Raw genomic sequence first — 21,176 nt, forward strand, 5'->3', positions numbered from 1 at the left:
TAAAATTCATGCGGCTTTGGGATAAAGGATACGATGTAGACAATTTTACCGAATCATTCACCATCGGGAAAGATCGGGAATTGGACGTGATGTTGGCGAAAGCTGACGTGACGGGGAGTTTGGCACATTTGGAAATGTTACATCACGTGAGTTTGGTAAGTGACGAAGAATACAGACAACTACGAAAGGCATTGATCGGTATTCATGCACGGGTGGAAAAGGGGGAGTTTGTGATAGGAGAAGGGGTTGAGGATGTACACTCGCAAATAGAATTGATGCTGGTGGAGGAATGTGGGGATGCGGGAAAAAAGATCCACACGGGACGTTCCCGGAACGATCAAGTATTACTTGATTTGAAATTGTTTTCGCGAGAAGCGATTTTCGAGACATTGGAAAGCGTGGAACGCTTGTTCCGTTTGTTGATACAGCGGGCGGAGGAAAGCAAGGATGTACTGATACCGGGATACACGCATTTGCAGGTAGCGATGCCCTCTTCATTCGGGTTGTGGTTCGGCGCTTATGCCGAATCGTTGGCAGATGATTTGTTGCTCTTGAAAGCGGCGTACGATATGGTAAATACCAATCCGCTCGGGTCGGGTGCAGGCTACGGTTCGTCGATAGCCTTGAACCGGAAAATGACAACCGGGTTGTTGGGATTCGCCGATCTGGCGTATAACGTCGTGTACGCTCAGATGCAAAGAGGAAAGATGGAAAAGAACGTGTTGTTCGGGTTGGCTGCCGTGGCGACAACTTTGGGGCGGCTGGCTGCCGATGTCTGTCTGTTTGCCTGTGGAAATTTCGGTTTTCTGCATCTGCCGGATAAATACACGACAGGCTCAAGCATTATGCCGCACAAGAAAAATCCGGATATATTCGAACTGATTCGGGCGAAGTGTAATCGCTTACAATCATTGCCAACCCAAATGGCAATGTTGTGTGGAAATCTCACTTCCGGTTATTTCCGGGATATGCAATTAACGAAGGAATTATATTTACCCGCGTTCCGTGAATTGAACGATTGTCTTTTTATGGCTCATCTCGTGCTGAAAGACATGGCGTTAAAACGGGATATACTGAAAGATCTCCGCTACGGGTATATTTTTTCCGTGGAAGATGTAAACGAAATGGTGATGGCGGGAGTACCTTTTCGGGAAGCCTATCGAAAAATAGGAATGCAAGTCCAACAGGGGGAGTATCATGCGGGGACGCGTGAGATTCATCACACGCACGAGGGGAGTATCGGGAATCTTTGTCTGAACAAAATAAAGGACAGGTTTGACGAAAGAATGGCTGCGTGGGATATTTCTGCCGTTCGGGAAGCTGAAAAACGCTTGTTGAAATTGTAGTCTTTTTCTACACTTTTTCCACATAATTCCCCATGGAATACATTCCACGGGGAATTCTAGTTTTATAGCATATCATTGATAATTAGACATCTGAGTGGCAGTGTTACCCTGTTTGCCGATATGGCATACAATTCTCTATTATAAGAGTAAAGGATTGAATGATAAAAAAGGAGGAATTATGGTAACGTACATATTTTTCATCGTGATGGCTATTTCGGGACTTTTACTACCGCACTTTTTAAGTGACCCCGAACATGAAGCAGAATAAAGAAAGCTCCCCTTTATCCTAAATTGCGTTAAAAACTTTTTTCTTTAGTCGATTAAAACTATTTTCGTGTGTAAAATAATCGACGTATGGCAAAAATCTTAGTGGTTGATGATGATACGACTTTCTGTATCATGTTGAAGAATTGGTTAGGGAAACGGGGATTCGAGGTGGAGAATGCATTCTCGTACAAGGAAGCCGTGAAAAAATTGGACAAGGAAACGTTTGATCTTGTGCTGACGGATTTGCGTTTACCCGATAAGGACGGGATTGATTTGTTGCGGTTGATTAAAGAGAAAACACCCGAGACACAGGTGTTGCTAATGACAGGATACGCCGATATTCAGACAGCCGTGACGGCGATGAAGTTGGGGGCTTTTGATTACGTGGCAAAACCGGTTATCCCGGACGAAATTCTGAAGAAATTGCAGGAAGCGTTGAAGCTGGAAACGGAACCTGCCAAGCCGGTTCAGGCAAAAGTTAAAACAACGGCTTTCGCTTATATAAAAGGGGTAAGTGAGAGTGCTGATCAGCAGTACGAGTATATCCGTTTGGTGGGACCGACCATGATGACCGTTTTAATTAACGGCGAGAGCGGTACCGGTAAGGAATATATAGCCCGTCTGATTCACTTGACGAGTGCCCGGAAAGACGGGCCTTTCGTGGCAGTGGATTGTGGGGCTATCCCGAGAGATATTGCCACGAGCGAGCTTTTCGGACACGTGAAAGGTGCTTTTACGGGGGCAGCGTGTGATAAACAAGGATATTTTGTGACGGCATCCGGGGGAACGATTTTCCTCGATGAGATAGGTAATCTGCCTTATGACGTGCAGGTTCAATTGTTGCGTGCCCTTGAAGAACGCAAGGTACATCCCGTGGGAAGTAGTGTCGATGTGCCTTTTGACGTGCGTATTATTTCGGCTACAAACGAGAATTTGAAAGAAGCTGTTGCCGAAGGGCGTTTCCGGGAAGACTTATACCATCGTCTCAACGAGTTTTCCATCCAAGCTTTGCCGTTAAGAGAACGGAAAGAGGATATCATGGTATTTGCCAATCATTTCCTTGACAAGGCGAACGAAGAATTGGGTAAACAAGTGGCAGGATTTGATGATGAGGTGATGCGGATATTTAATACTTACGCTTGGCCCGGTAACCTTCGTGAATTGCGTAATATCGTGAAACGGGCAACCCTGCTTTGCCAAGGAAAATTAATCACCAAGATATGCTTGCCACCGGAATTATCACAAAAGCCTGTCGAACCGGAAAAGACGATGGGTACCCGCCGGGAGATGGAAATCGAATTAATAAAGGAAGCTCTGCAAAAGTGCAGGAATAACAAGAGCGAGGCTGCCCGGATGCTCCAAATCGACCGAAAAACCCTGTATAATAAGCTAAAAAACTATGGGTTGGAGGATTTATAGTTTGTAAAGTTTATAAGGTTTATAAAGTTCATAAAGTTTAAAAAAATCAACGAGATATTATATCAACGGCAGCTTGTGCTGCCGTTTTAATTTTGTCCGAAGGACACCCGTAACTTTATAAACTTTATGAACCTTATGAACTTTATAAACTCCGAAGCAACTGTATTACTTCATTCCCCGTTTGAACGACTTTTCTCACGGTTTCAGCTACCTGTGTTTCTTCCACTTGTTCGGGACCCATTCTCTCGAGGGAGAGTAATAGCGGTATAACTTGATTGATTGACAATTGTTTGAACATAGGTAGCATCTTGTGAGCGAGTTTCTTGACTTGTTCCATCTCGTGTTGTTGCACGTGTTCCTCAAGATGTTGGAAATTCTGGACACAATCCGAAACGAAGGATTGAATGATCTGGTTTGCGGCATCCTTATCGTTGTCGGCGAAGACCATGATCATACTTAGGTCAAAAGGTGCGTTCGTGTCATGGTCTTCACCCGCAGGTGGAGCTATTTTGATGTCCCAGTCCAATAACTCGTTTACCTTGGTGTAAAGTTGTTCCGGGGTAAACGGTTTATTCAGGTAGGCAGAGAACCCCGCATCAAGGTACTCCTGCTCCTGCATGTCAGCTCGTGCCGACAGCGCGATGACAGGAAGGTCTTTTATCTTTTCCGATGCTGACTGTCTGATCTGTTTCACCAGTTCGAACCCGTCCATATCAGGCATCTGTATATCCGAGAGAACAAGGTCGTAATTCCCTTTTTCGAGTATGGACAGCGCTTCAAGAGGATGGGTGCACGTGTCGCTGCTAATACCTACTTTACGCAAAAATTCCGAATTGACGGTAAGCTGTAATTCATCATCATCCACGAGGAAGGCTTTTGTTCCCTCGTGCATAACGGGAGCGATTTGTCCCGATTCTGTTGCGGCTGTTTCTTGCATGGGCGCTTTCACGAGAGGAAGTTTCACGGTGAATGTGCTTCCTTCCCCCTTTTTACTGTTGAGGGAGAGTTCTCCTCCTAACAGGTGTACGAGTTGCATCGTGATCGTGAGTCCCAATCCGGTTCCTTCCGCGCCGTTATTGTGCTGTGGTGTAAGTCGGGTAAATTCCTTGAAAATAAGTTCCTGTTCTTCTTCCGTCATGCCGGGACCGGAGTCTTTGATAACGATCATCAGTTGCTCGTTGTTGGTTCCGGGGCTAAAGGCGGAGAGCGAAATCTTACCTTTTTGAGTGTATTTGATGGCGTTGGAGAGGATATTCACCACGATCTGCCTTACTTTCATGGGATCGCCCAAGAAATGTTCGTTCAGCGCGTTGCTGATATCACTCCTTAATTCTAATCCTTTTTCTCCGGCCAAGGGCAGAAAACTGTCTGCAATCTCTTGCAGGAGGCGACCGGGAGTGTACGGAACGGTATTAATCTCCATTTTGTTGGCTTCCAACTTGGAGAAATCCAGTAGGTTGTTAGCCAGATGCAGTATATGCTCGGCAGAGCCTTTCATGTTCCGGAGGAAATAATATTGGCGTTCCTCCAAGGGTGTATTGCTCAGTAATTCAATATACCCGATAATAGAACTTAGAGGTGATTTTATATCATGCGTAACGGTAAGCATCAACTTTTCCCGGTTGTGCAACAAACGTTCCGTGTAAGCGTTGGCGGCTTCCAGTTCCCGCCTGTATCGTTGGCTTTGGCTGATGTCATTGATGATAAGAATAACAAAAAACACCACCAGCAGGCAGGCTATGATTGCCACCCACGAGAGCGTTTGGGTAAGCTGTTCGGTGGTTGTTTGCTGCTGTTCCAAACGGATGCGGGTGTGCTCGATTTCCTCTTTTTCGAGGGCTTTTAATATGCGTTTCAAACGTTCCGTGATCTTTTGTCCGCTTTGTATGACAATCTTTTCCCGCTTGTAAATCTCTGCATCTATTTCTTCTTTCTCTTGCTGGTATTGACTCCACGAATCGCGAATCACGTTCATGAGTGAATCCGTGTTATTGGATATCCCGACCGTGTCCGCGAAGTAGTGGTAGGTCGTGTCCACTCTTAAAATGGAATCCCTTTTAGTACGGATGCCGAGCCACCCTTTCTTTTCTTTAATAATCTTACTGCTATCCACTGTCGCGACAATCCGATGTTTGATTTCAGGTTCTTTGCCGATAGAGTCTTTCAGAAATTCAATCTTTTCAACTGTCTTATTGTAAAAATCCTCCGGGATAGCGTATTTTTTGACATAGAGTAAATCTTTCAAATTCTGTATCCGGTCGCTCAAAAGCGCATGAACCGTGTCGATCCGCATGTTTTGTTCCTCGCTCATGGACAGGTATTTCAAGGTATCCATATTATACCGGATATCTTGAATCAATTGCATATACCTGTTGAAATTCTTTTCCGAACCGGTTTGGGAAAAAGACAATCCAGTATTCTCTGCCTCGTATAGTTTTGTCAGCGTATTGCCAATGATGAATAATTTCTGTTGCATGACAATCTCGTCATTCCCTTTCTCCGTGAGAGCTATCGTCTGCTTGTAAATAAAAATGATGGCAATAGCACCGAGAAGGAGTATCAGAATATACCCCGTGATCAGTTTGAATTTGGTAAATTTAAACGGTCTTTGCATAACTATCAGTTTGTACAAAGGTATAAAAACTCCCGATAATCCGAATCGGTAATACAGGGCAAAAGCGTTAAAAACGCTTTTCGCCCGGTTCATAAAGTTGAGCTTTTCAGCTCCTAAAGTTTATAAAGTTCATAAAGTACTGTGCGTCCTTCGGACAAGGTTTACCGGCAGCTATGCTGCAGTGGACAAAGCGCCCGCTAGGGTCCATAAACCTTATGAACTTGATGGACTTTATAAACTTTTGACTAAAAGGGCGAAAAGCGTTTTGACGCGTTTGCCCTGATCAGTAATACGGGTATATATATCTGTAATTCGTATAACGAACGGTTTATCGTTTCCCCTTATTTTTGTATTGTCGAATAAACGAGATACAATATAATAATCACAAAAATAGAATAGTATGAGCAAGAAATGTTATTTATTCATGTTAGCGGCGGTATTCACCGGCGTCGGATTGGAAGCACAGCCTTCAGCGGAAAAGAAAAAAGTACTGGTCGTGTATTTTTCCCATAGCGGGAATACCAAAGAAGTGGCGAACCAGATAAAAGAAGCCACGGGAGCCGATGTTTTTGAAATCGTGCCGGAGAAAGCCTATCCGACCAACTATCAGGCGGTAGTCGATCAGGCAAAGAAAGAGATCGCGGAAGGACATAAACCTGCAATAAAGGGAAAGATCGAAAATATCGAGCAGTACGATACCATATTCGTGGGCTCGCCTTGCTGGTGGGCGACGATTGCCCCTCCCGTGTCAACATTCTTGTCCGGGTATGATTTATCGGGGAAAACAATCATCCCGTTTATGACACACGAGGGTAGCCGCATGGGACATACGGGTGACGATATCAAGAAACTTTGCCCGAAATCAAAGGTACTGGACGGCTTCCCGGTACGAGGCAGCCAAGTGAAGAAAGCGAAAGAGGATATATTGAAATGGTTGCGGGAGATTAAGGTAATCCGGTGAATAAAAAATGTGTGTCAGTTCTGACACACATTTTTTATGTGATCCCCACGGGACTCGAACCCATATCAAAGGAACCGGAATCCTTCATTCTATCCATTGAACTAGGGGACCATTGTTTTATCCGAGTGCAAAGCTAATCAATTTTTTAAAAAAAGGGAGCGTTTGCCCCCTTTTTTTAAATTATAATTGATAAAAGTATTATACTTTCTTCCGTGTCGCGTAGCTGATACGAAGTGAATTCGCTTTACGTAGTTCTTGCTTCACGTCGGTAACAATACCCATCTTTGTAAATTGATCAACTTTCAAGTTGTTGGTAATCATGTTGCGCTCTTCCTCCTTACGAGTTTCCTGCTCGGCGATCACGAAGGCACTGATTTCATGTAATCCGGCAAGTTTGTCATTTAACTGGATACGCGGTTCACTACCGTATACCCCGACAAACTGATCTTTCGGTTTCCCGATATAGATGTTACTAACCAAGGATTTCTTTTCCAGTTTCGAAACTTGTCTTGCCTCGGGCATACCGTTGTTGACCATAAGAGTAACCTCGCGCATCGTTGTACTTACCATGAAGAAGAATAACAACATGAAAACGATGTCAGGTAAAGATGCCGTTGAAATTGCCGGTACATCTTTCGAGCCTTCTTTTCTGAATTTAGCCATTATTTACCTCCTCCTTTCTGTCCAACATTTTTAGGTTCAGCCTCGGAAATAGCCGTCGGGATGTATTTTCTTACCGCATCCATCTGCTCTTCCGTGAGTTCACTATACTTCTTTCCCCACTTTTCCATGGCCTTCATATCTCTTACTTCATCGTAGGCAGCCGTCAATTCATCCTGAACGGCGATATACATTTTGTAAGATGTACCGCGGTCACTTTGCAGGGAAACAATACCATTCGAGATCTCGACTTGCCCGAAGAAAGGAATCTCCTTGAGTTTCTTGCTCGGTAGGTCTGGTTTATTATCCTTGTTCAGGATAAACTCTATCGTTTTTGCCTTCAACTGGGAAACGTCCATCATCTCGGAATTTACAGCCAACATGTCATCCTTGTTTACCATCACCTGTAAAACGTTACGTTTGGCAACGGGAGGAATCTGTACTTTATCCTCGGGTGGCATGGGCGGTAACCGTCTGAACAAACCGGAATCGACGTCCATTGTTGTTGATACCAAGAAGAAGATCAACAACAAGAATGCGATGTCCGCCGTTGAAGTGGCATTAATTTCCGGTGTCTTTTTTCTTGCCATAATAATTATCTAAATCGTCTGATAATTTCAGTTACAATAATTGCTAATACGGCTCCTATTCCCAAGAAATACATGGTAAATAGCATCGTGTCGGCAAATTTCAAAGTGCCTTCCACGTTGTCCGGTCCGTCGTATCCCGGAAGATTCATGATCGTTCCGTCTGACATGGAATAAGCGATTAAAACGAGTAAACATACTCCGACGAGCGCGATCAGCGTTTTAACTGCCTGTTTCGGGTTGGTCAACAGGCGACCAATCGGGAATACTAAAGCAGCAAGGGCTGTCAACCCGAACAATATATATGCCCACCATATTAATTGGTCTGTGTATACAGGCGTGCTATATTGGGCGTTCGGAAGCTCTCCCCCGAAGAAAAATAACCCAACTAACACCACTGTAATGGCAAACATTGCAATGGTTAGGATATTTAATAACTTGGTTACTTTAAGCATGGTTTAGTGTTTTTGATTGTACTTTACAAGGATATCTAACAAGGTTACGGATGCATCTTCCATATCGTTTACGATACTTTCAACTTTTGCAACACAGTAGTTGTAGAATACCTGAAGAATCATGGCAACGATCAAACCGGCAACGGTCGTGATCAATGCAACCTTGATACCTCCCGCAACCAATGACGGTTGGATATCACCTGCTGCCTGAATCTTATCGAAGGCGTCGATCATACCGATAACTGTTCCCAAGAATCCCAACATCGGGGCCAAAGCGATGAATAAAGCGATCCAAGACATTCCTTTTTCCAAAAGTCCCATTTGAACGGAACCGTAAGAAACAACGGATTTCTCTACCATTTCGACTCCCTGGTCATAACGGGATAATCCTTGATAGAAAATACTTGCGATAGGACCTCTGGTCGTGCGGCATACTTCTTTCGCTGCTTCAACACCACCGTTTTCCAAAGCGTCTTCTACACTCGCGATTAATTTCTTGCTATTAGTAGCTGCCAAGTTCAAGTAGATAACTCTCTCGATAGCGATAGCCAAACCGAAGATCAAAGCCAAGATAACGAAACTCATGAACATGGCACCACCCTCGATGAATTTTTGTTTTACAACGGCGTGGAAAGAAGAACTTTCGATCGCGTCTTCATCTTCCAGAACGGTCGGGTCTGTTGTAGTTTCCTCGTCTTGATAAGTTTCAGTGGTCTCTGTTTGAGTTGTTTCATTCTCTTGAGCCATTAGCATAGATGATGCTCCAATAGTAAGCATTCCTAAAACTGCTATTAGTGCAAATAATTTTCTCATGATCAATTTAACTGATTTTTAGTTTATTAATAATTAAATTTTAACTCTATATTTTGTTTTAAGCTGTTATATTTTTCAATTTGCACCACCTTGAGTCCAAATCGGGCACCAAGGTATAAAAAAAACGTTAAAAGCCAATATATTTGGGTGATATTTCTCCCTTCAAGGCGTTATTTAAATATTTTTTCACTTCGTTAGGGTCTTTATATTTGCCCAGCACGTACATCATTTTACACGCTGCCGCTTCCGTCGTGATGTCATGTCCGCTGATAACTCCGGCATTAAGTAGCTCTCTACTTGTTTCATACTTACCCATTTCCACGCTTCCGCCTTGGCATTGGGTAACATTATATATAAAGATACCTTTCGACAGGGCATCCTTTACTTTGTTAAGAAAAACTTTATTTGTCGGGGCATTCCCGGAACCGTAAGTTTCGAGTATGATTCCTTTTAATCCCGGGATACCCGTTACGGCGTCGATCACCTCCGGACGCATACCCGGGAATATTTTCAATATGGCGATATTCGTGTCCACGTCGCAGAATGCCTCCACCGGTTCCACCCTCGGCGTGTAATCGATCGCGCTGTAATCGTAATGGATATGAATACCTATGCTCGCTAAAGGGGGATAATTGAATGACTGGAACGCGTCGAAGCTCTCGGCGTTTATCTTGGTCGTCCGGTTTCCCCTGAATAATTTAGCCCCGAATAGGATACTCACTTCCGGTACGATAGCTTTTTCTTGGTCATAAGCCGCCGCGATCTCGATGGCGGCGATCAGATTTTCTTTCCCGTCCGTGCGAATTTTCCCGATCGGCAATTGCGATCCGGTAAACACGACCGGTTTCGTCAGGTTGTTCAGCATGAAACTCAATGCCGCTGCCGAGTATGCCATCGTGTCCGTTCCGTGCAGGATCACGAATCCCCGGTAATCGTTGTAATTCTTCAGGATGATCTCGCACAGATCTTTCCACAGCTTCGGTTGCAGATCCGAGGAGTCGATGATTTCCGGTAATGTATAACTATCGATCGTGAAGCCGAATTCTTTGATTTCGGGAACTTCACAGGCAATCTGGTCGAAATTGAACGGGCATAACGCCCCCGTTTCGGGATCGTTCACCATCCCGATGGTTCCGCCAGTATATATAATCAACACGGGTTTTGTCATAAATCAAAATTTACTTTCCACGCTTTTGCTATGCAAATTAAATAAATTCATCGCATTATTCGTTGTTATTTCCTGTAATTTTTTCGTGTCAATACCTCTAATTTCAGCAATTTTAGTGGCTATATACGGAATATAACTACTTTCATTCCGTTTTCCCCGGAAAGGAACAGGTGCGAGGTAGGGTGCGTCCGTTTCGAGAACAAGGTGTTCCGTTTCTATTTTGCCGACGACTTCGGCCATAGAAGATTTCTTGAAGGTGACGACCCCGCCGATACCTAACCGGAACCCGAGATCTATCGCCCGTCGGGCGTCTTCCTCGTTGCCGGGGAAACAATGGAGTATCCCCTTCATGTTATAATGTTGCTTTTTCAACACGGCGAAAATTTCTGGCAAGGATTCCCTTGAATGAATCACCACGGGAAGATCCATTTCACGGGCGATATGCAGTTGCCGTTCAAAAACGACGATTTGCTCCTTGTAATAAGTTTTGTCCCAGTAGAGGTCAATCCCGCACTCCCCGATACCGTATATCGTCGTTTGCCCGAGAAGTTTCTCGAAGGCTTTCATCTCTTCCCGGTACGAAGCGTTGACCGAGGTAGGGTGGACTCCCAGCAACGGGAACAGGTTATCCGGGTATTGCCCGGCAAGCGCCAACATGGATTGCCGTGTAGTTCGATCTATATCCGGTAAAATGATATACCGGACGTCAGCTTCAAAAGCCCGTCGCACGGTTTCATCCCGATCATTGTCAAATTCTTCCGCGTAAATGTGCGAATGAGTATCTATGTACATGTTTTCTTTATCTTGCGGGACAAATATAGGGAATAATTCGGGGGAATGCAAAGGTTTCCGGTTGCAGGTTTTCTTCACGGGATGAGTATAAATACTGTTTATACTAATAACCTGAAAGAATCAAACTATACTTCCATATGACTTCCGGTTCAGTAGTAGATGAAAAACTTTAGATAAGCTTTTATTTCCCTTTATGAACGCTATTTATAATAGCGTTCATATAGGGTTCATATAGGGTTCATATAGGGTTCGTATAGCGTTCATGACGGAATTGAACCGGAATTGATATGGAAGTATAGTTGTATTAATATAGGTTATTGACTTGACTTGTAGATGATTTCTTCGTGTTGTGTTGAAAATTGAAAACAGCTTCGTGTGATTGAAATTTTAGATAGCTCGTTTTGTTTTAATACAACCTCTAATGTTGGAATATTGATTTTGTTCCTGATTTTTTTTTGTAAAACGGAGTATTTTGCCGATTTTTTATAATTTTGTATTCAATTCATTCCGTAAACAGGCAAGAATGGGATTATCTATCGAAAAAATCAGGCAGGGTGACGAACAGGCTTTCAAGGAGTTGTTCGACCAGTACTATCAGGCTTTGTGCGTGTTCGCTGCGACTTACCTGAAAGATGATGCCTTGGCTGCTGATATCGTGCAGGAGAGTTTCGTGAAGTTCTGGCATCGCCGTGCGGATTTTAATGATACCTTTAATATAAAGTCTTTTCTTTATACGATCGTGCGCAATCACTGTCTGAATTCGATACGGGATAACAAATTGAAACGGGAAGATTTGTCTGTCGTGATATCGGAGGAATTTTACACGGAGACATTGATCGAGGAAGAAGCGTACAGGATTTTCTATGAGGCGGTGAACGCGTTGCCCCCGCAAACACGTCAAGTCATACAGTTGTCCTTGGACGGTTTGAAAAATTCAGAGATCGCCGAACGTTTAGGTGTTGCCGAGAGTTCCGTGCACACGTTGAAAAAAATTGCTTACAAGAAACTGCGTGTGATGCTGAAAGATTATTATTACTTGGTATTTATGTTTCTTCATTGATTTTTCAAGAGTGTAAGTTTTTGTAAATCTGTGTGTTTTATTTTATTTGGGAAAATAAATGGAATAAAATGAATTTTCCGTTCCCCATAAAAATTGATTTTCGTGTTATATATTAAAACGATTGTAATAACAGACGGTTTTATGGAGGAAAAATTTATTTATGATGAAGCAAGGAAAAAATGATATGGAATACGATCCTTTTGTTATCGCTCAATGGATTGCGGCCTCGTTGACGGGAGAATTGTCGGGGGAGGAGGAACGGAAGCTGGCGGCGTGGCGGGAGAGTTCGGCTAAACACGAACGCTTGTACGAGCGGTTATTGAACGAGGAGAACCGGAGGTGGAAAAAGCAGCAGTTCGATTCGTTTGACAAGGAGAGCGGTTGGAAGGGATACAAGGAAAAACGGAGTCGGGAGAGAAGGATTTCCCGCGGGTGGGTAGGCTTCGCGCGTTACGCTGCCGTATTGCTGGTACCCTTGTGCGTGGCGCTGTATCTGTGGAAAGGACAGACGGAAGATAAGTCCGTGTTACCGGTAATGGCGAGCCACACGATTGAACCGGGAGGGGCGAAAGCTTCTTTGATTTTGTCCACTGGGGACGTTGTCGATTTGGCAGCAACTTCCGGTGCCATCCGGGTAAACGATGGAATGGTTATACAGAATTGCGGAAATATGCTTTCTTATCAAGACACGGCAGGGAAGGTTCCGACGGATAGTTTGATATATAACGTGGTAACGGTACCGAAAGGCGGGGAATATCAACTGGTGTTGAGTGACGGGACGCAGGTGTACTTGAATTCGATGACCCGGATTCGTTATCCCGTCCGGTTTACCGGGGATACCCGTGACGTGGAACTGGAAGGGGAGGCTTATTTCGAGGTGGCACGAGACGAGGAGAAGCCGTTTGTCGTGAGGACGGCGTGTTATGATGTAACCGTGTTGGGAACGCGGTTTAATGTTACCGCTTACCGGGATGAGGTGTTTACAAGCACGACTTTGGTTCAAGGGGCTGTGGCGGTGTCAGGGAAAGGGATTACCGGTTCGAAGAGGTTGCACGCGGATGAACGATTGGTTCTGGATAAAGCGACGGGGGGCGTGAAAGTGGAGAAAGTGGATGTCAGTTATTACACGGCGTGGAAAGATGGCAAATTCCGCTTCCGTGACGTGCGATTGGAGGAGATTATGCGGATTGTCGAACGTTGGTATGACGTGACGGTGGAGTATGACAGTGACGAGGTGAAAGATTTCCGGTTCGGTTTTAACATGAGTCGCCACGAGACGATAGAGCCTTTGTTGCGCGTTTTTGAATTGAACGGTAAGGTGAAAATAGAGAGGAACGGTAAAGTTCTAAAAGTTAAACGCGGCAGATAAAGAAAGCAGGAAATGCCGGTAACATTTCCTGCCTGAATTACCTCCGTTGGGACAGAGATAATTATTAACGCATTTAGAGAACAAATTTATGGAAAAAAAACCAATGTTTCCACAGAGCGATCTAGGGAAATTTAAAAAGCTATGGCTTATGACGAAGTGTACATTATTATTTGTTCTATTGGGAATAATGAGCACGAACGCGTCCGTGTATTCCCAAACGGGGCAACAGATTTCTCTTTCGATGAAAGACTCTTATCTGAAAGATGTTTTGTGGGCGATAGAGCGCCAGACGACCTTTGTGTTCATGTATAATCAGGAGGATTTGGATAAAGCCGGGAAGGTTAGCGTGAATGTCAAGGCTGCCGATATCGAGAAAATCTTGAGAGAATGTTTGAAAGGGACGGGATTGACCTACGTGATCGAGGACGCCGTGATCGTGTTGAAACCTGTCAGGGATGACGAGAAGAAGAAAGAAATCCGTATCGCCGGGCGGGTGACGGATGAGGAGAAACAGCCTTTGCCGGGAGTGACGGTGCGTGTCAAAGGGGTGAATCTCGGTACCGCCACGAACGCCGAGGGACGGTATTCGCTGACGCTACCGGAGATGAAGGAGGTCGTGTTGGTTTATACTTTCGTGGGGATGGTTACCCAAGAGGTGAAGTACACGGGTAAGGACACGATCAACGTGGTGATGAAAGAGGATAAGGTGAAGATGGACGAGGTCGTGGTGACCGGGTACATGAACGTGCGTAAGGAGAGCTTCACGGGAAACGTGACCACGGTGACGAAAGACCAGTTGATGAAAACGAATAACAAGAACGTGATTGCCGCCTTGCAGGTGTTCGATCCTTCTTTTCGACTCAAGGAAAACAATATTTGGGGGTCGGACCCGAATGCATTACCGGAGTTTAATATTCGGGGAGAGTCGTCCATTGAGATTAACAAGGGGTTGGAAGCGGAGAAGAATAGACGTACCCAACGGACGAATTTAAAAGATAACCCGAATTTGCCGATATTTATTCTGGATGGATTCCAGGTGGACGTTCAGAAAATTTATGATATGGATATGAACCGTATCGAGAGCATGACGATTTTGAAAGATGCTGCTGCCACGGCAATGTACGGTTCGCAGGCGGCTAACGGCGTGGTAGTTGTGACGACGGTAGCCCCGAAGCCGGGCGAGATGCGGATCACGTATAATTTTAGCGGGGGTGCAGATTTCCCGGATTTGTCGGATTACAACCTTTGCGATGCGAAGGAGATGTTGGAAGTGGAACGGTTGAGCGGGCGATATACACCCGATGAAAATAATACGCAATCTTGGTGCGATCAGGAATATCACGCCCGATTGAATAATATTTTGCGGGGAGTGAACACGGATTGGATGTCCAAGCCTTTGCGCAATGTGTTCAATCATACGCATAGCTTGAATATCCAAGGTGGGGAGGAGAGTATCCGCTACAGTTTGGATTTTAATTACGACAGCAACAACGGTGTGATGAAAGGTTCCCACCGCAGGCGGGTTGGGGCTGGATTGACCTTGGATTATCGTCCGAAGAAGTGGTTGCAAATGTTGAATTCTATTACGTATAATAAGACACAATCGGAAAATTCACCTTATGGAGATTTTTCTCAATACACGACGTTGAAACCTTACGTGGAGTTGTACGACGAGGATGGCGAAATGTTAAAGAAAGTATCCGTCGGGGGGTACAGTGCGGATAATCCGTTGTATAAAGTACATTATTTGAATAGTTTTGACGGACGGAGTTCTAATGATGATATCACGAATAATTTCAACGTGAACATGTATTTTCTGGATGGGTTCCAATTCAAGGGTTCTTTCAGTATCCGAAAACAGACGGGGAAATCGAAGTCGTTTAACGATCCTCGGGACTTAGCTTTGGGTGGGGCAGCCGAAGAGGATAAGGGGGTATTGAACATATCTGATAATAGTGGTTGGAGTTGGAGCGGTAAGGCGATGTTTTATTATAGTAATACGTTCTCCGAGCAACATTTTTTGAACGTGACTTTTGGTGTGGATTTGAGCGAGGATAAAAGTGAGGCGTCTTCCTCTACTTTCACGGGGTTCGGGTTGAGTAATGCTTATTCCCCGATTTATGCGGCAAAACAGTTGGATAAATCCAATGTGTCGTCGAATAAAAATCGGAAAATTGGTATCTTAGGTTCTGTCAATTATTCATTCAAGGATGTTTATCTGTTAGATGGTTCTTTCCGTTTTGACGCCTCCTCTAAGTTCGGGAAAGACAAACAGTGGGCACCGTTCTGGTCCATAGGAGCCGGTATAAATTTCCATAATTATGCTTTTATGAAAGACAGTTGGTTGATTTCCATGTTGAAATTAAGAGGCTCTTACGGTAGCACCGGTAATGTGAGTTTCCCGTCGAACATGGCAACTACGACATATAAAATTGATTCCGATGCGTGGTATTTCACTGGACCTGCTGCTGGGCTTATGTCGTTGGGGAATCCGAAGCTGACTTGGGAGAAGACGAAGACCTTGGATCTTGGCTTGAACATGGGGTTCCTGAATGATTTGATTTCGTTGAATTTTTCGTATTATTGCAAGAAGACCACCGATTTGATTGATAACATCAACGTGCGTAAATCTTCTGGTTTTACCTCTTATAGCGTGAATGCCGGCGGAATCAAAAATGAGGGTATAGAGTTGACTTTGAATGCCACGCTTTTTCGCAACAAGGATTGGATGGTGGCTGTCAATGGTACGTTGGGACATAACAAGAACGTGATCACGGAGTTGGGTGAGGACGTACAGGCTTACAATGCGGCAATATTAAAAGAATGGGAAAATTTAAAGAACGGTAGGAGCGAGTACGAGGATATCTTGAGTAGTCCGGTCATCCTTTATTATGAAGGAGCTTCTAAGTCTGCTATCTATGCGGTTCGTTCGGATGGAATCGATCCGGCAAACGGTAGGGAGCGGTTTATCAAAAAAAATGGTATGGCTACCTATACATGGGATCCTAACGATCAGGTGGTTGTTGGGGATCGCAATCCAGATGTTCAGGGGTCTTTAGGCTTGAACGTAAGTTGGAAAGGTTTCTATCTCAATACGTCTTTCATGTATCAATGGGGTGCTCAGGCGTATAACGAGACATTGTTGAATAAAGTGGAGAATGCGCGTATTTACGACCAGAACGTGGATAAACGTGTATTAACGCAGCGGTGGGTGAAACCGGGTGACCGTACACCCTTCTATGATATGGGGAAGGACACGCAGACGCAGGTGACGTCTCGGTTCGTGCAGGATTATAATTATTTCAATCTTAGCGGGCTCTCTTTGGGATATGATTTCAGCCGGGCTTTGATATCGAAATATCGTTTGAATATGTTGTCTATCCGTTTTAATATGAACGATGTATTCCGGTTGTCGACGGTAAAGGAAGAGAGAGGTACAAGTTACCCGTTCTCGCGGAATTATAGTTTTACGCTTAGTATAGGAATTTGATAAAAAGGAGTGATATGAAAATATATAGTAAAATATTAGCCATTGTTTTCCTGTTGTCGTTTACGGCTTGCGAGAGTTGGTTGGATGTGCAGCAAGAGGGAGAATTCGAGTCGGAACACTTGTTTGCTGATGGGGAAGGGTACCGTGCCGTGTTGAACGGCTTGTATAAATCCATGAGTGTGACTGCTTTGTACGGGCGGGAACTTTCGTTCGGGATGGTGGACTGTATGTCCCAGCAATATGACGTGGATAACGAAGATGCGAATCGGTCTGATTTGTATAAAGCATTTCAAGGATTCAGGTATTTGGATAATACGACTCGGGATGTGATCGATCAGGTGTGGCTGTCCGCTTTCAAGGTGATTGCCAATGCGAATGATTTGCTCCAGAATATAGAGCAAGCCTCGGCAGATAAATTTCGGGAGGGCGAGTTGGAGAGGAGTTTGATCATGGGTGAGGCGTATGCTTGTCGGGCGTTACTGCACTTTGATATGTTGCGCCTATTTGCTCCGGCGCCCGTGAATGATGACCAGCAGACTTACGTGCCTTATGTTGATACTTATCCGAATATCCTGGCAACGAGTATTCAGGTTACCCCGTTTTTGGAGAAAGTGATTGGTGATTTGGAGCGAGCCAAAAAGTTGGTTGCCGTGTTTGATACCACGGAAGCAGGAGTGAAAGCTAATGCGACAGCTTCGATGCGGACTTCTTTGCCCACGATTTCGGATTACGAGTCATTCTTCTATGGTCGTGCTTATCGGTTGAATTATCATGCGATTGTTGCCTTGCAGGCACGCGTGTATCAATATGCCAACCGTCTTGACGAGGCTTTCGCTTGTGCCAAGGAGGTTGTGGAGGCCGGAACACAGGAAGGGGGAAAGGCATTCTTTGAGGATGATTTTAGTGGATTGACATTTAAGTCTGGAAATGATATTGAGGCTTTTGATGCCCGGAGAGATTACAAGTCAAAGTCAAGTATTCTTTTTACTGCTTACAATAAGAGAGCGTATGATGAAGCCGGCTTAGAGAATTATTTTAAGCCGAAAGCCCCGGAGGGCGGAGGAGGAACTGTCAATAATTATTTCTTGGTGCGACGTGCGGATTTATTCAAAAGCCGCGGTAATGATGAATGGCAAACGGATATTCGTTCCAGTTGTATGATCTTTTTTGCTCAGTATGTGTATCCGATTTCAGGTAAATGGTATCTTCCCTCGACAAATCCGAAAGAGAGCGAGCATTTGAAGATGTCCCCGGTGTTGCGTTTGACGGAGATGCGTTATATTATGGCAGAGTATTACGCCAAGAAGGGAAATTTTGAAGAGGCATACTCCATTTTAAATGATATTCGGGCAAAGCGTGGATTGGCAAATACGTTGACTCAACAAAACAGTTTCTCCGAATTCGTGACGGATTTGGTAGAAGATGCACGTAGGGAATGGATTTCGGAAGGGCAGTTATTCTATTTGTACAAGAGGTTGGATGCACCCTTTGAGCGGAATGGGGTTTCTCGGAAATTGACGAAAAGCGAGGCTTGCTTGCCTTTACCGACAGATCAGAAGTAATTAGTTGAACCCGATAAAAAGATGTTATGAAAAGAGGTATATATTTTATATTCGTTGTGTTTGTGTTGTTAGCCGTTGCTTGCAACAAGGATGACATCAGCGTTTTTAACGGAAAGCACCAAATTTATTTCGATAAATTTTACATGAATGCCCTCTCTCCGGGGACCGAGCAAGCAGACACGACTCGGGCGTCCTTTTTCTTTTACCCGGACGGGACGAAATCTATTCAGGTGAAATTGGCGGTACAATTATCCGGAACAATGTTGACTTCGGATTTGCATTTCGGGTTGAAGGCGATCACGGATGACGGTACGGCCCAGGCAGAAGAATATGCGCTGGAGGAACAATACACCTTTCATGCGCGGCCTGTGGTTGAAGGCGACAAGGAGATCCGGGATACGATAACGGTGACGTTGCACAGATCGGATCGTTTGGTGGCAATGGGTGAGGAGGGAATTCGTTTGGTCGTGGAACTTGTCCCGAATGAAGCGGTAGAGCTTGGACAATATGAACGTCGTCGGGCAGTGATCGTGTGGACAAACGTGGAGACGAAACCCGAGTGGTGGGATTATGAGGTGCAGTATGCTCTATTAGGAGAGTATTCTTACGAGAAGTATAAATTGTTCTTGGAGGTTGTGGAAGGTGCTAACGAGTTTGACGGAGAGATGATAAAAGAGAGTCCGGCAAAAGCGATCGATATGGTGAATCGGTTCAAGAAATGGTTGAACGAGCATTTGGACGATCCGGTTGACGGAGAAAAATACCGACGTATTTTGGATTCATTGATTTAACGTTAAAATGAAATAGTATGAGAAATAGTATAATATTATTAGGAGTCTTCATGTTGGGCTTTTTAACAAGTTGTTTTGATGATGAAGGGAATTATGATTACAAGAACGTCGATGAACCGATTTGGACGGAAAGTGCCATCACGATGTATGCACGTGCAGGGGAGATAACGAAGTTTCGAGGAAGTCCCTATTTTGCTTGGAGAGTGGATTCTTTGCAGCGGGCATCAGAAGTGACTTACGAATGGAAGTTGGAGGACGAAGTATTGAGTCATGAGGCTGATTTCGAGATATCTACCGATGAGATAATCAAACGGATTGGTATGGTGAAGTTTGACGGGAAAGGGAAAAACGGAACTTTTTCGATTATTGAAAAAAATACCGGTGTTACTTTTGTGTTGCCGATATACGTGACTATCACCCCCTCGAATGCCTCGGCAGATTGGTTCGTGTTGTCGGAAAACGGAGGAAATTCTAAACTCTCCTTTATCAAGCGTGTTGCGGATGCCGGTATTTGGAATTATGAGTTGAGAGATAATGTCTATTTCGAGATGAATGGTGAAGAGCTTGTTGGGACTCCTAAATTTATGAGTTACGCTAATGGGGCAACGAATATCGGGGCGATGGGTTCGATTACGGTAGTATCTTCTTCAGGAATGTACGAGATCAATTGTGAGAATTTCATGAAGGTGGGGAATTTGGAAGAGCTGTCGTTTGTCGGAAATATTATGGATCGATATGATGTATATTCTATAGGAGGCGATTTCGGTTTACAGACATTCGTGAGAGATGAGAAAGGGGCGTTGTATCGTCGGATGATGAGTAAAAATAATTTGGCGGGAGAATTCGGACAGGAACCAATGGTTCTAGACGCCAAAGGGTACGAGATTTCATTGATCGGGCGTGCGTCCATGGCGTTTAAATCCATTCCGTGTTATGATGTGTTGAACAGAAGGGTGGTTTCTATTATGTTCACGAAGAGTGGAAGTTTGAAATATGAAGAGTGGTTCCCCGGTTGGGGACAGTGGGTTGAAGATGGTGAGCAATTCCAAATAGCCAAGTTGGCATCCACAAAATCTACGGCAAGCGTGGAAATTAGTGGGTGTGCCGAGGTGTGGGATATGCCGGTCGGTACGAAACCTTTGTATCTTTGGTATGTACAGGATGCAGGGCATCCTATGATGGGTGGAGAATATCCGGTTTTTGGTATGATTTATAATGATGCCTCCGGTAAAACTTGGTGGACTGAGTTTGCCACGGATGCGAAGACCGGAGAGGTGAAAAACGGTGCGGAAAATAGACTCATGGAGTTTCCTGTGGGAAATTTGCAGGAAGGAACTGTTTTCTTGACAAGATTGGGAACACGGCTTGAAGTAGATAAGCAACGTTACGTATTGTATAGTAAAGGAAATGAGATCCGTTACATTGATCGTAATTTAGGATTTACAGACCACCCTTTTATCACGTTGAAGGACCCGAATGACAGAGTTACTTATATGGCTTGGGGTGCGTATGAGAACTATGTTAGATTGTTTGTGGGTACGGAAATGGGGAATTTTATCGTGTATGATACACCGTATGGAGAGCCGTTGTCGCCTAATCCTAAGGAGATCTGTACGTTGAATGTCGGTGGTAAAGTAGTTTCTTTCAAAGAATTGAATAACCAAGATTCTTATATAGATCAATACTAATGTTTGTATAAATTATTCATATTGTATGTCAGAATCAATTGTAAAAATAGAACATTTATCTCATCGTTACAGTGTGCAGTGGGCGATACGGGATATTGATTTCGAGATAACCAAGAACGGGATTTATGGATTGC

General features: G+C 44.3%; 16 protein-coding genes, 1 tRNA gene and 1 pseudogene. 10 read left to right on the forward strand and 8 right to left on the reverse strand.

The annotated features are described in order from the left end of the window. Positions 1 to 8 precede the first annotated feature (8 nt). Together argH and Q5866_RS15665 are read left to right on the forward strand one after the other, a co-directional pair. Entirely contained in the window at positions 9 to 1,346 is a 1,338-nt protein-coding gene (argH, locus tag Q5866_RS15660; RefSeq protein WP_303181213.1) for an argininosuccinate lyase, read from the forward strand. A 354-nt stretch (positions 1,347 to 1,700) separates the two neighbouring features. Then, positions 1,701 to 3,032, forward strand: a complete 1,332-nt coding sequence (locus Q5866_RS15665) for a sigma-54 dependent transcriptional regulator (protein WP_099291043.1) — start codon at positions 1,701 to 1,703, stop codon at positions 3,030 to 3,032. Between the two features lie 142 nt (positions 3,033 to 3,174). Here the strand turns inward: Q5866_RS15665 and Q5866_RS15670 are convergent, their stop codons facing one another. Then, the gene (locus Q5866_RS15670) at positions 3,175 to 5,739 is read right to left on the reverse strand and encodes an ATP-binding protein (RefSeq protein WP_303181217.1); all 2,565 of its coding nucleotides are present in this window, start codon (positions 5,737 to 5,739) and stop codon (positions 3,175 to 3,177) included. Between the two features lie 307 nt (positions 5,740 to 6,046). On the opposite strand from Q5866_RS15670, the gene Q5866_RS15675 reads away from it, so the two are divergent. Further along, positions 6,047 to 6,607: a flavodoxin gene (locus tag Q5866_RS15675; RefSeq protein WP_303181219.1), complete on the forward strand. Its 561-nt coding sequence runs from the start codon at positions 6,047 to 6,049 to the stop codon at positions 6,605 to 6,607. A 39-nt stretch (positions 6,608 to 6,646) separates the two neighbouring features. On the opposite strand, the gene Q5866_RS15680 is transcribed toward Q5866_RS15675, so the two are convergent. The 7 genes from Q5866_RS15680 to Q5866_RS15710 form a co-directional block, all read right to left on the reverse strand. Next, a tRNA-Arg gene (locus tag Q5866_RS15680) sits at positions 6,647 to 6,718 on the reverse strand. A gap of 87 nt (positions 6,719 to 6,805) precedes the next feature. Further along, a complete protein-coding gene (locus Q5866_RS15685) occupies positions 6,806 to 7,270 on the reverse strand; it encodes a biopolymer transporter ExbD (protein ID WP_227215799.1) in 465 nt (154 codons plus the stop codon). Further along, entirely contained in the window at positions 7,270 to 7,857 is a 588-nt protein-coding gene (locus Q5866_RS15690; RefSeq protein ID WP_186974638.1) for a biopolymer transporter ExbD, read from the reverse strand. Before Q5866_RS15690 ends, Q5866_RS15685 begins: the two co-directional genes overlap by 1 nt. A 5-nt stretch (positions 7,858 to 7,862) precedes the next feature. Next, positions 7,863 to 8,309, reverse strand: a complete 447-nt coding sequence (locus Q5866_RS15695; protein ID WP_099291039.1) for a hypothetical protein — start codon at positions 8,307 to 8,309, stop codon at positions 7,863 to 7,865. Positions 8,310 to 8,312: 3 nt separating this feature from the next. Further along, a complete protein-coding gene (locus tag Q5866_RS15700) occupies positions 8,313 to 9,122 on the reverse strand; it encodes a MotA/TolQ/ExbB proton channel family protein (RefSeq protein WP_303181225.1) in 810 nt (269 codons plus the stop codon). A 127-nt stretch (positions 9,123 to 9,249) separates the two neighbouring features. Beyond that, a complete protein-coding gene (locus tag Q5866_RS15705) occupies positions 9,250 to 10,290 on the reverse strand; it encodes an asparaginase (RefSeq protein WP_303181227.1) in 1,041 nt (346 codons plus the stop codon). A gap of 3 nt (positions 10,291 to 10,293) precedes the next feature. Further along, on the reverse strand, positions 10,294 to 11,082 hold the full coding sequence (locus Q5866_RS15710; protein ID WP_303181229.1) for a TatD family hydrolase: 789 nt from the start codon (positions 11,080 to 11,082) through the stop codon (positions 10,294 to 10,296). Positions 11,083 to 11,605: 523 nt separating this feature from the next. On the opposite strand from Q5866_RS15710, the gene Q5866_RS15715 reads away from it, so the two are divergent. The 7 genes and pseudogenes from Q5866_RS15715 to Q5866_RS15745 form a co-directional block, all read left to right on the forward strand. Further along, entirely contained in the window at positions 11,606 to 12,142 is a 537-nt protein-coding gene (locus Q5866_RS15715; RefSeq protein WP_303181231.1) for an RNA polymerase sigma factor, read from the forward strand. A gap of 160 nt (positions 12,143 to 12,302) precedes the next feature. Continuing rightward, positions 12,303 to 13,511, forward strand: coding sequence for a FecR family protein (locus tag Q5866_RS15720; protein ID WP_303181233.1), 1,209 nt, complete (start codon positions 12,303 to 12,305; stop codon positions 13,509 to 13,511). A gap of 148 nt (positions 13,512 to 13,659) precedes the next feature. Then, positions 13,660 to 17,001, forward strand: coding sequence for a SusC/RagA family TonB-linked outer membrane protein (locus tag Q5866_RS15725; protein ID WP_303181235.1), 3,342 nt, complete (start codon positions 13,660 to 13,662; stop codon positions 16,999 to 17,001). 14 nt (positions 17,002 to 17,015) lie between these two features. Beyond that, on the forward strand, positions 17,016 to 18,563 hold the full coding sequence (locus Q5866_RS15730; RefSeq protein ID WP_303181236.1) for a RagB/SusD family nutrient uptake outer membrane protein: 1,548 nt from the start codon (positions 17,016 to 17,018) through the stop codon (positions 18,561 to 18,563). Between the two features lie 26 nt (positions 18,564 to 18,589). After that, positions 18,590 to 19,354, forward strand: coding sequence for a DUF4843 domain-containing protein (locus Q5866_RS15735; RefSeq protein ID WP_303181237.1), 765 nt, complete (start codon positions 18,590 to 18,592; stop codon positions 19,352 to 19,354). Positions 19,355 to 19,371: 17 nt separating this feature from the next. Continuing rightward, positions 19,372 to 21,042, forward strand: a complete 1,671-nt coding sequence (locus Q5866_RS15740) for a PKD-like family lipoprotein (RefSeq protein ID WP_303181239.1) — start codon at positions 19,372 to 19,374, stop codon at positions 21,040 to 21,042. A 25-nt stretch (positions 21,043 to 21,067) separates the two neighbouring features. Continuing rightward, a pseudogene (locus Q5866_RS15745) lies at positions 21,068 to 21,176 on the forward strand (ABC transporter ATP-binding protein); the annotation flags it as partial.

It is taken from the genome of uncultured Butyricimonas sp., assembly GCF_959596855.1.
GTDB classification, from domain to species: domain Bacteria; phylum Bacteroidota; class Bacteroidia; order Bacteroidales; family Marinifilaceae; genus Butyricimonas; species Butyricimonas muris.

What these genes read in the sequence shown, in the direction of transcription:
- Q5866_RS15730 (WP_303181236.1), top strand. Translation starts at nt 17,016, where the DNA reads ATGAAAATATATAGTAAAATATTAGCCATTGTTTTCCTGTTGTCGTTT.
- Q5866_RS15675 (WP_303181219.1), top strand. Translation starts at nt 6,047, where the DNA reads ATGAGCAAGAAATGTTATTTATTCATGTTAGCGGCGGTATTCACCGGC.
- Q5866_RS15740 (WP_303181239.1), top strand. Translation starts at nt 19,372, where the DNA reads ATGAGAAATAGTATAATATTATTAGGAGTCTTCATGTTGGGCTTTTTA.
- Q5866_RS15710 (WP_303181229.1), bottom strand. Translation starts at nt 11,082, where the DNA reads ATGTACATAGATACTCATTCGCACATTTACGCGGAAGAATTTGACAAT.
- Q5866_RS15695 (WP_099291039.1), bottom strand. Translation starts at nt 8,309, where the DNA reads ATGCTTAAAGTAACCAAGTTATTAAATATCCTAACCATTGCAATGTTT.
- Q5866_RS15735 (WP_303181237.1), top strand. Translation starts at nt 18,590, where the DNA reads ATGAAAAGAGGTATATATTTTATATTCGTTGTGTTTGTGTTGTTAGCC.
- Q5866_RS15705 (WP_303181227.1), bottom strand. Translation starts at nt 10,290, where the DNA reads ATGACAAAACCCGTGTTGATTATATATACTGGCGGAACCATCGGGATG.
- Q5866_RS15700 (WP_303181225.1), bottom strand. Translation starts at nt 9,122, where the DNA reads ATGAGAAAATTATTTGCACTAATAGCAGTTTTAGGAATGCTTACTATT.
- Q5866_RS15690 (WP_186974638.1), bottom strand. Translation starts at nt 7,857, where the DNA reads ATGGCAAGAAAAAAGACACCGGAAATTAATGCCACTTCAACGGCGGAC.
- Q5866_RS15715 (WP_303181231.1), top strand. Translation starts at nt 11,606, where the DNA reads ATGGGATTATCTATCGAAAAAATCAGGCAGGGTGACGAACAGGCTTTC.
- Q5866_RS15670 (WP_303181217.1), bottom strand. Translation starts at nt 5,739, where the DNA reads ATGAACCGGGCGAAAAGCGTTTTTAACGCTTTTGCCCTGTATTACCGA.
- Q5866_RS15720 (WP_303181233.1), top strand. Translation starts at nt 12,303, where the DNA reads ATGATGAAGCAAGGAAAAAATGATATGGAATACGATCCTTTTGTTATC.
- Q5866_RS15685 (WP_227215799.1), bottom strand. Translation starts at nt 7,270, where the DNA reads ATGGCTAAATTCAGAAAAGAAGGCTCGAAAGATGTACCGGCAATTTCA.
- Q5866_RS15665 (WP_099291043.1), top strand. Translation starts at nt 1,701, where the DNA reads ATGGCAAAAATCTTAGTGGTTGATGATGATACGACTTTCTGTATCATG.
- argH (WP_303181213.1), top strand. Translation starts at nt 9, where the DNA reads ATGCGGCTTTGGGATAAAGGATACGATGTAGACAATTTTACCGAATCA.
- Q5866_RS15725 (WP_303181235.1), top strand. Translation starts at nt 13,660, where the DNA reads ATGACGAAGTGTACATTATTATTTGTTCTATTGGGAATAATGAGCACG.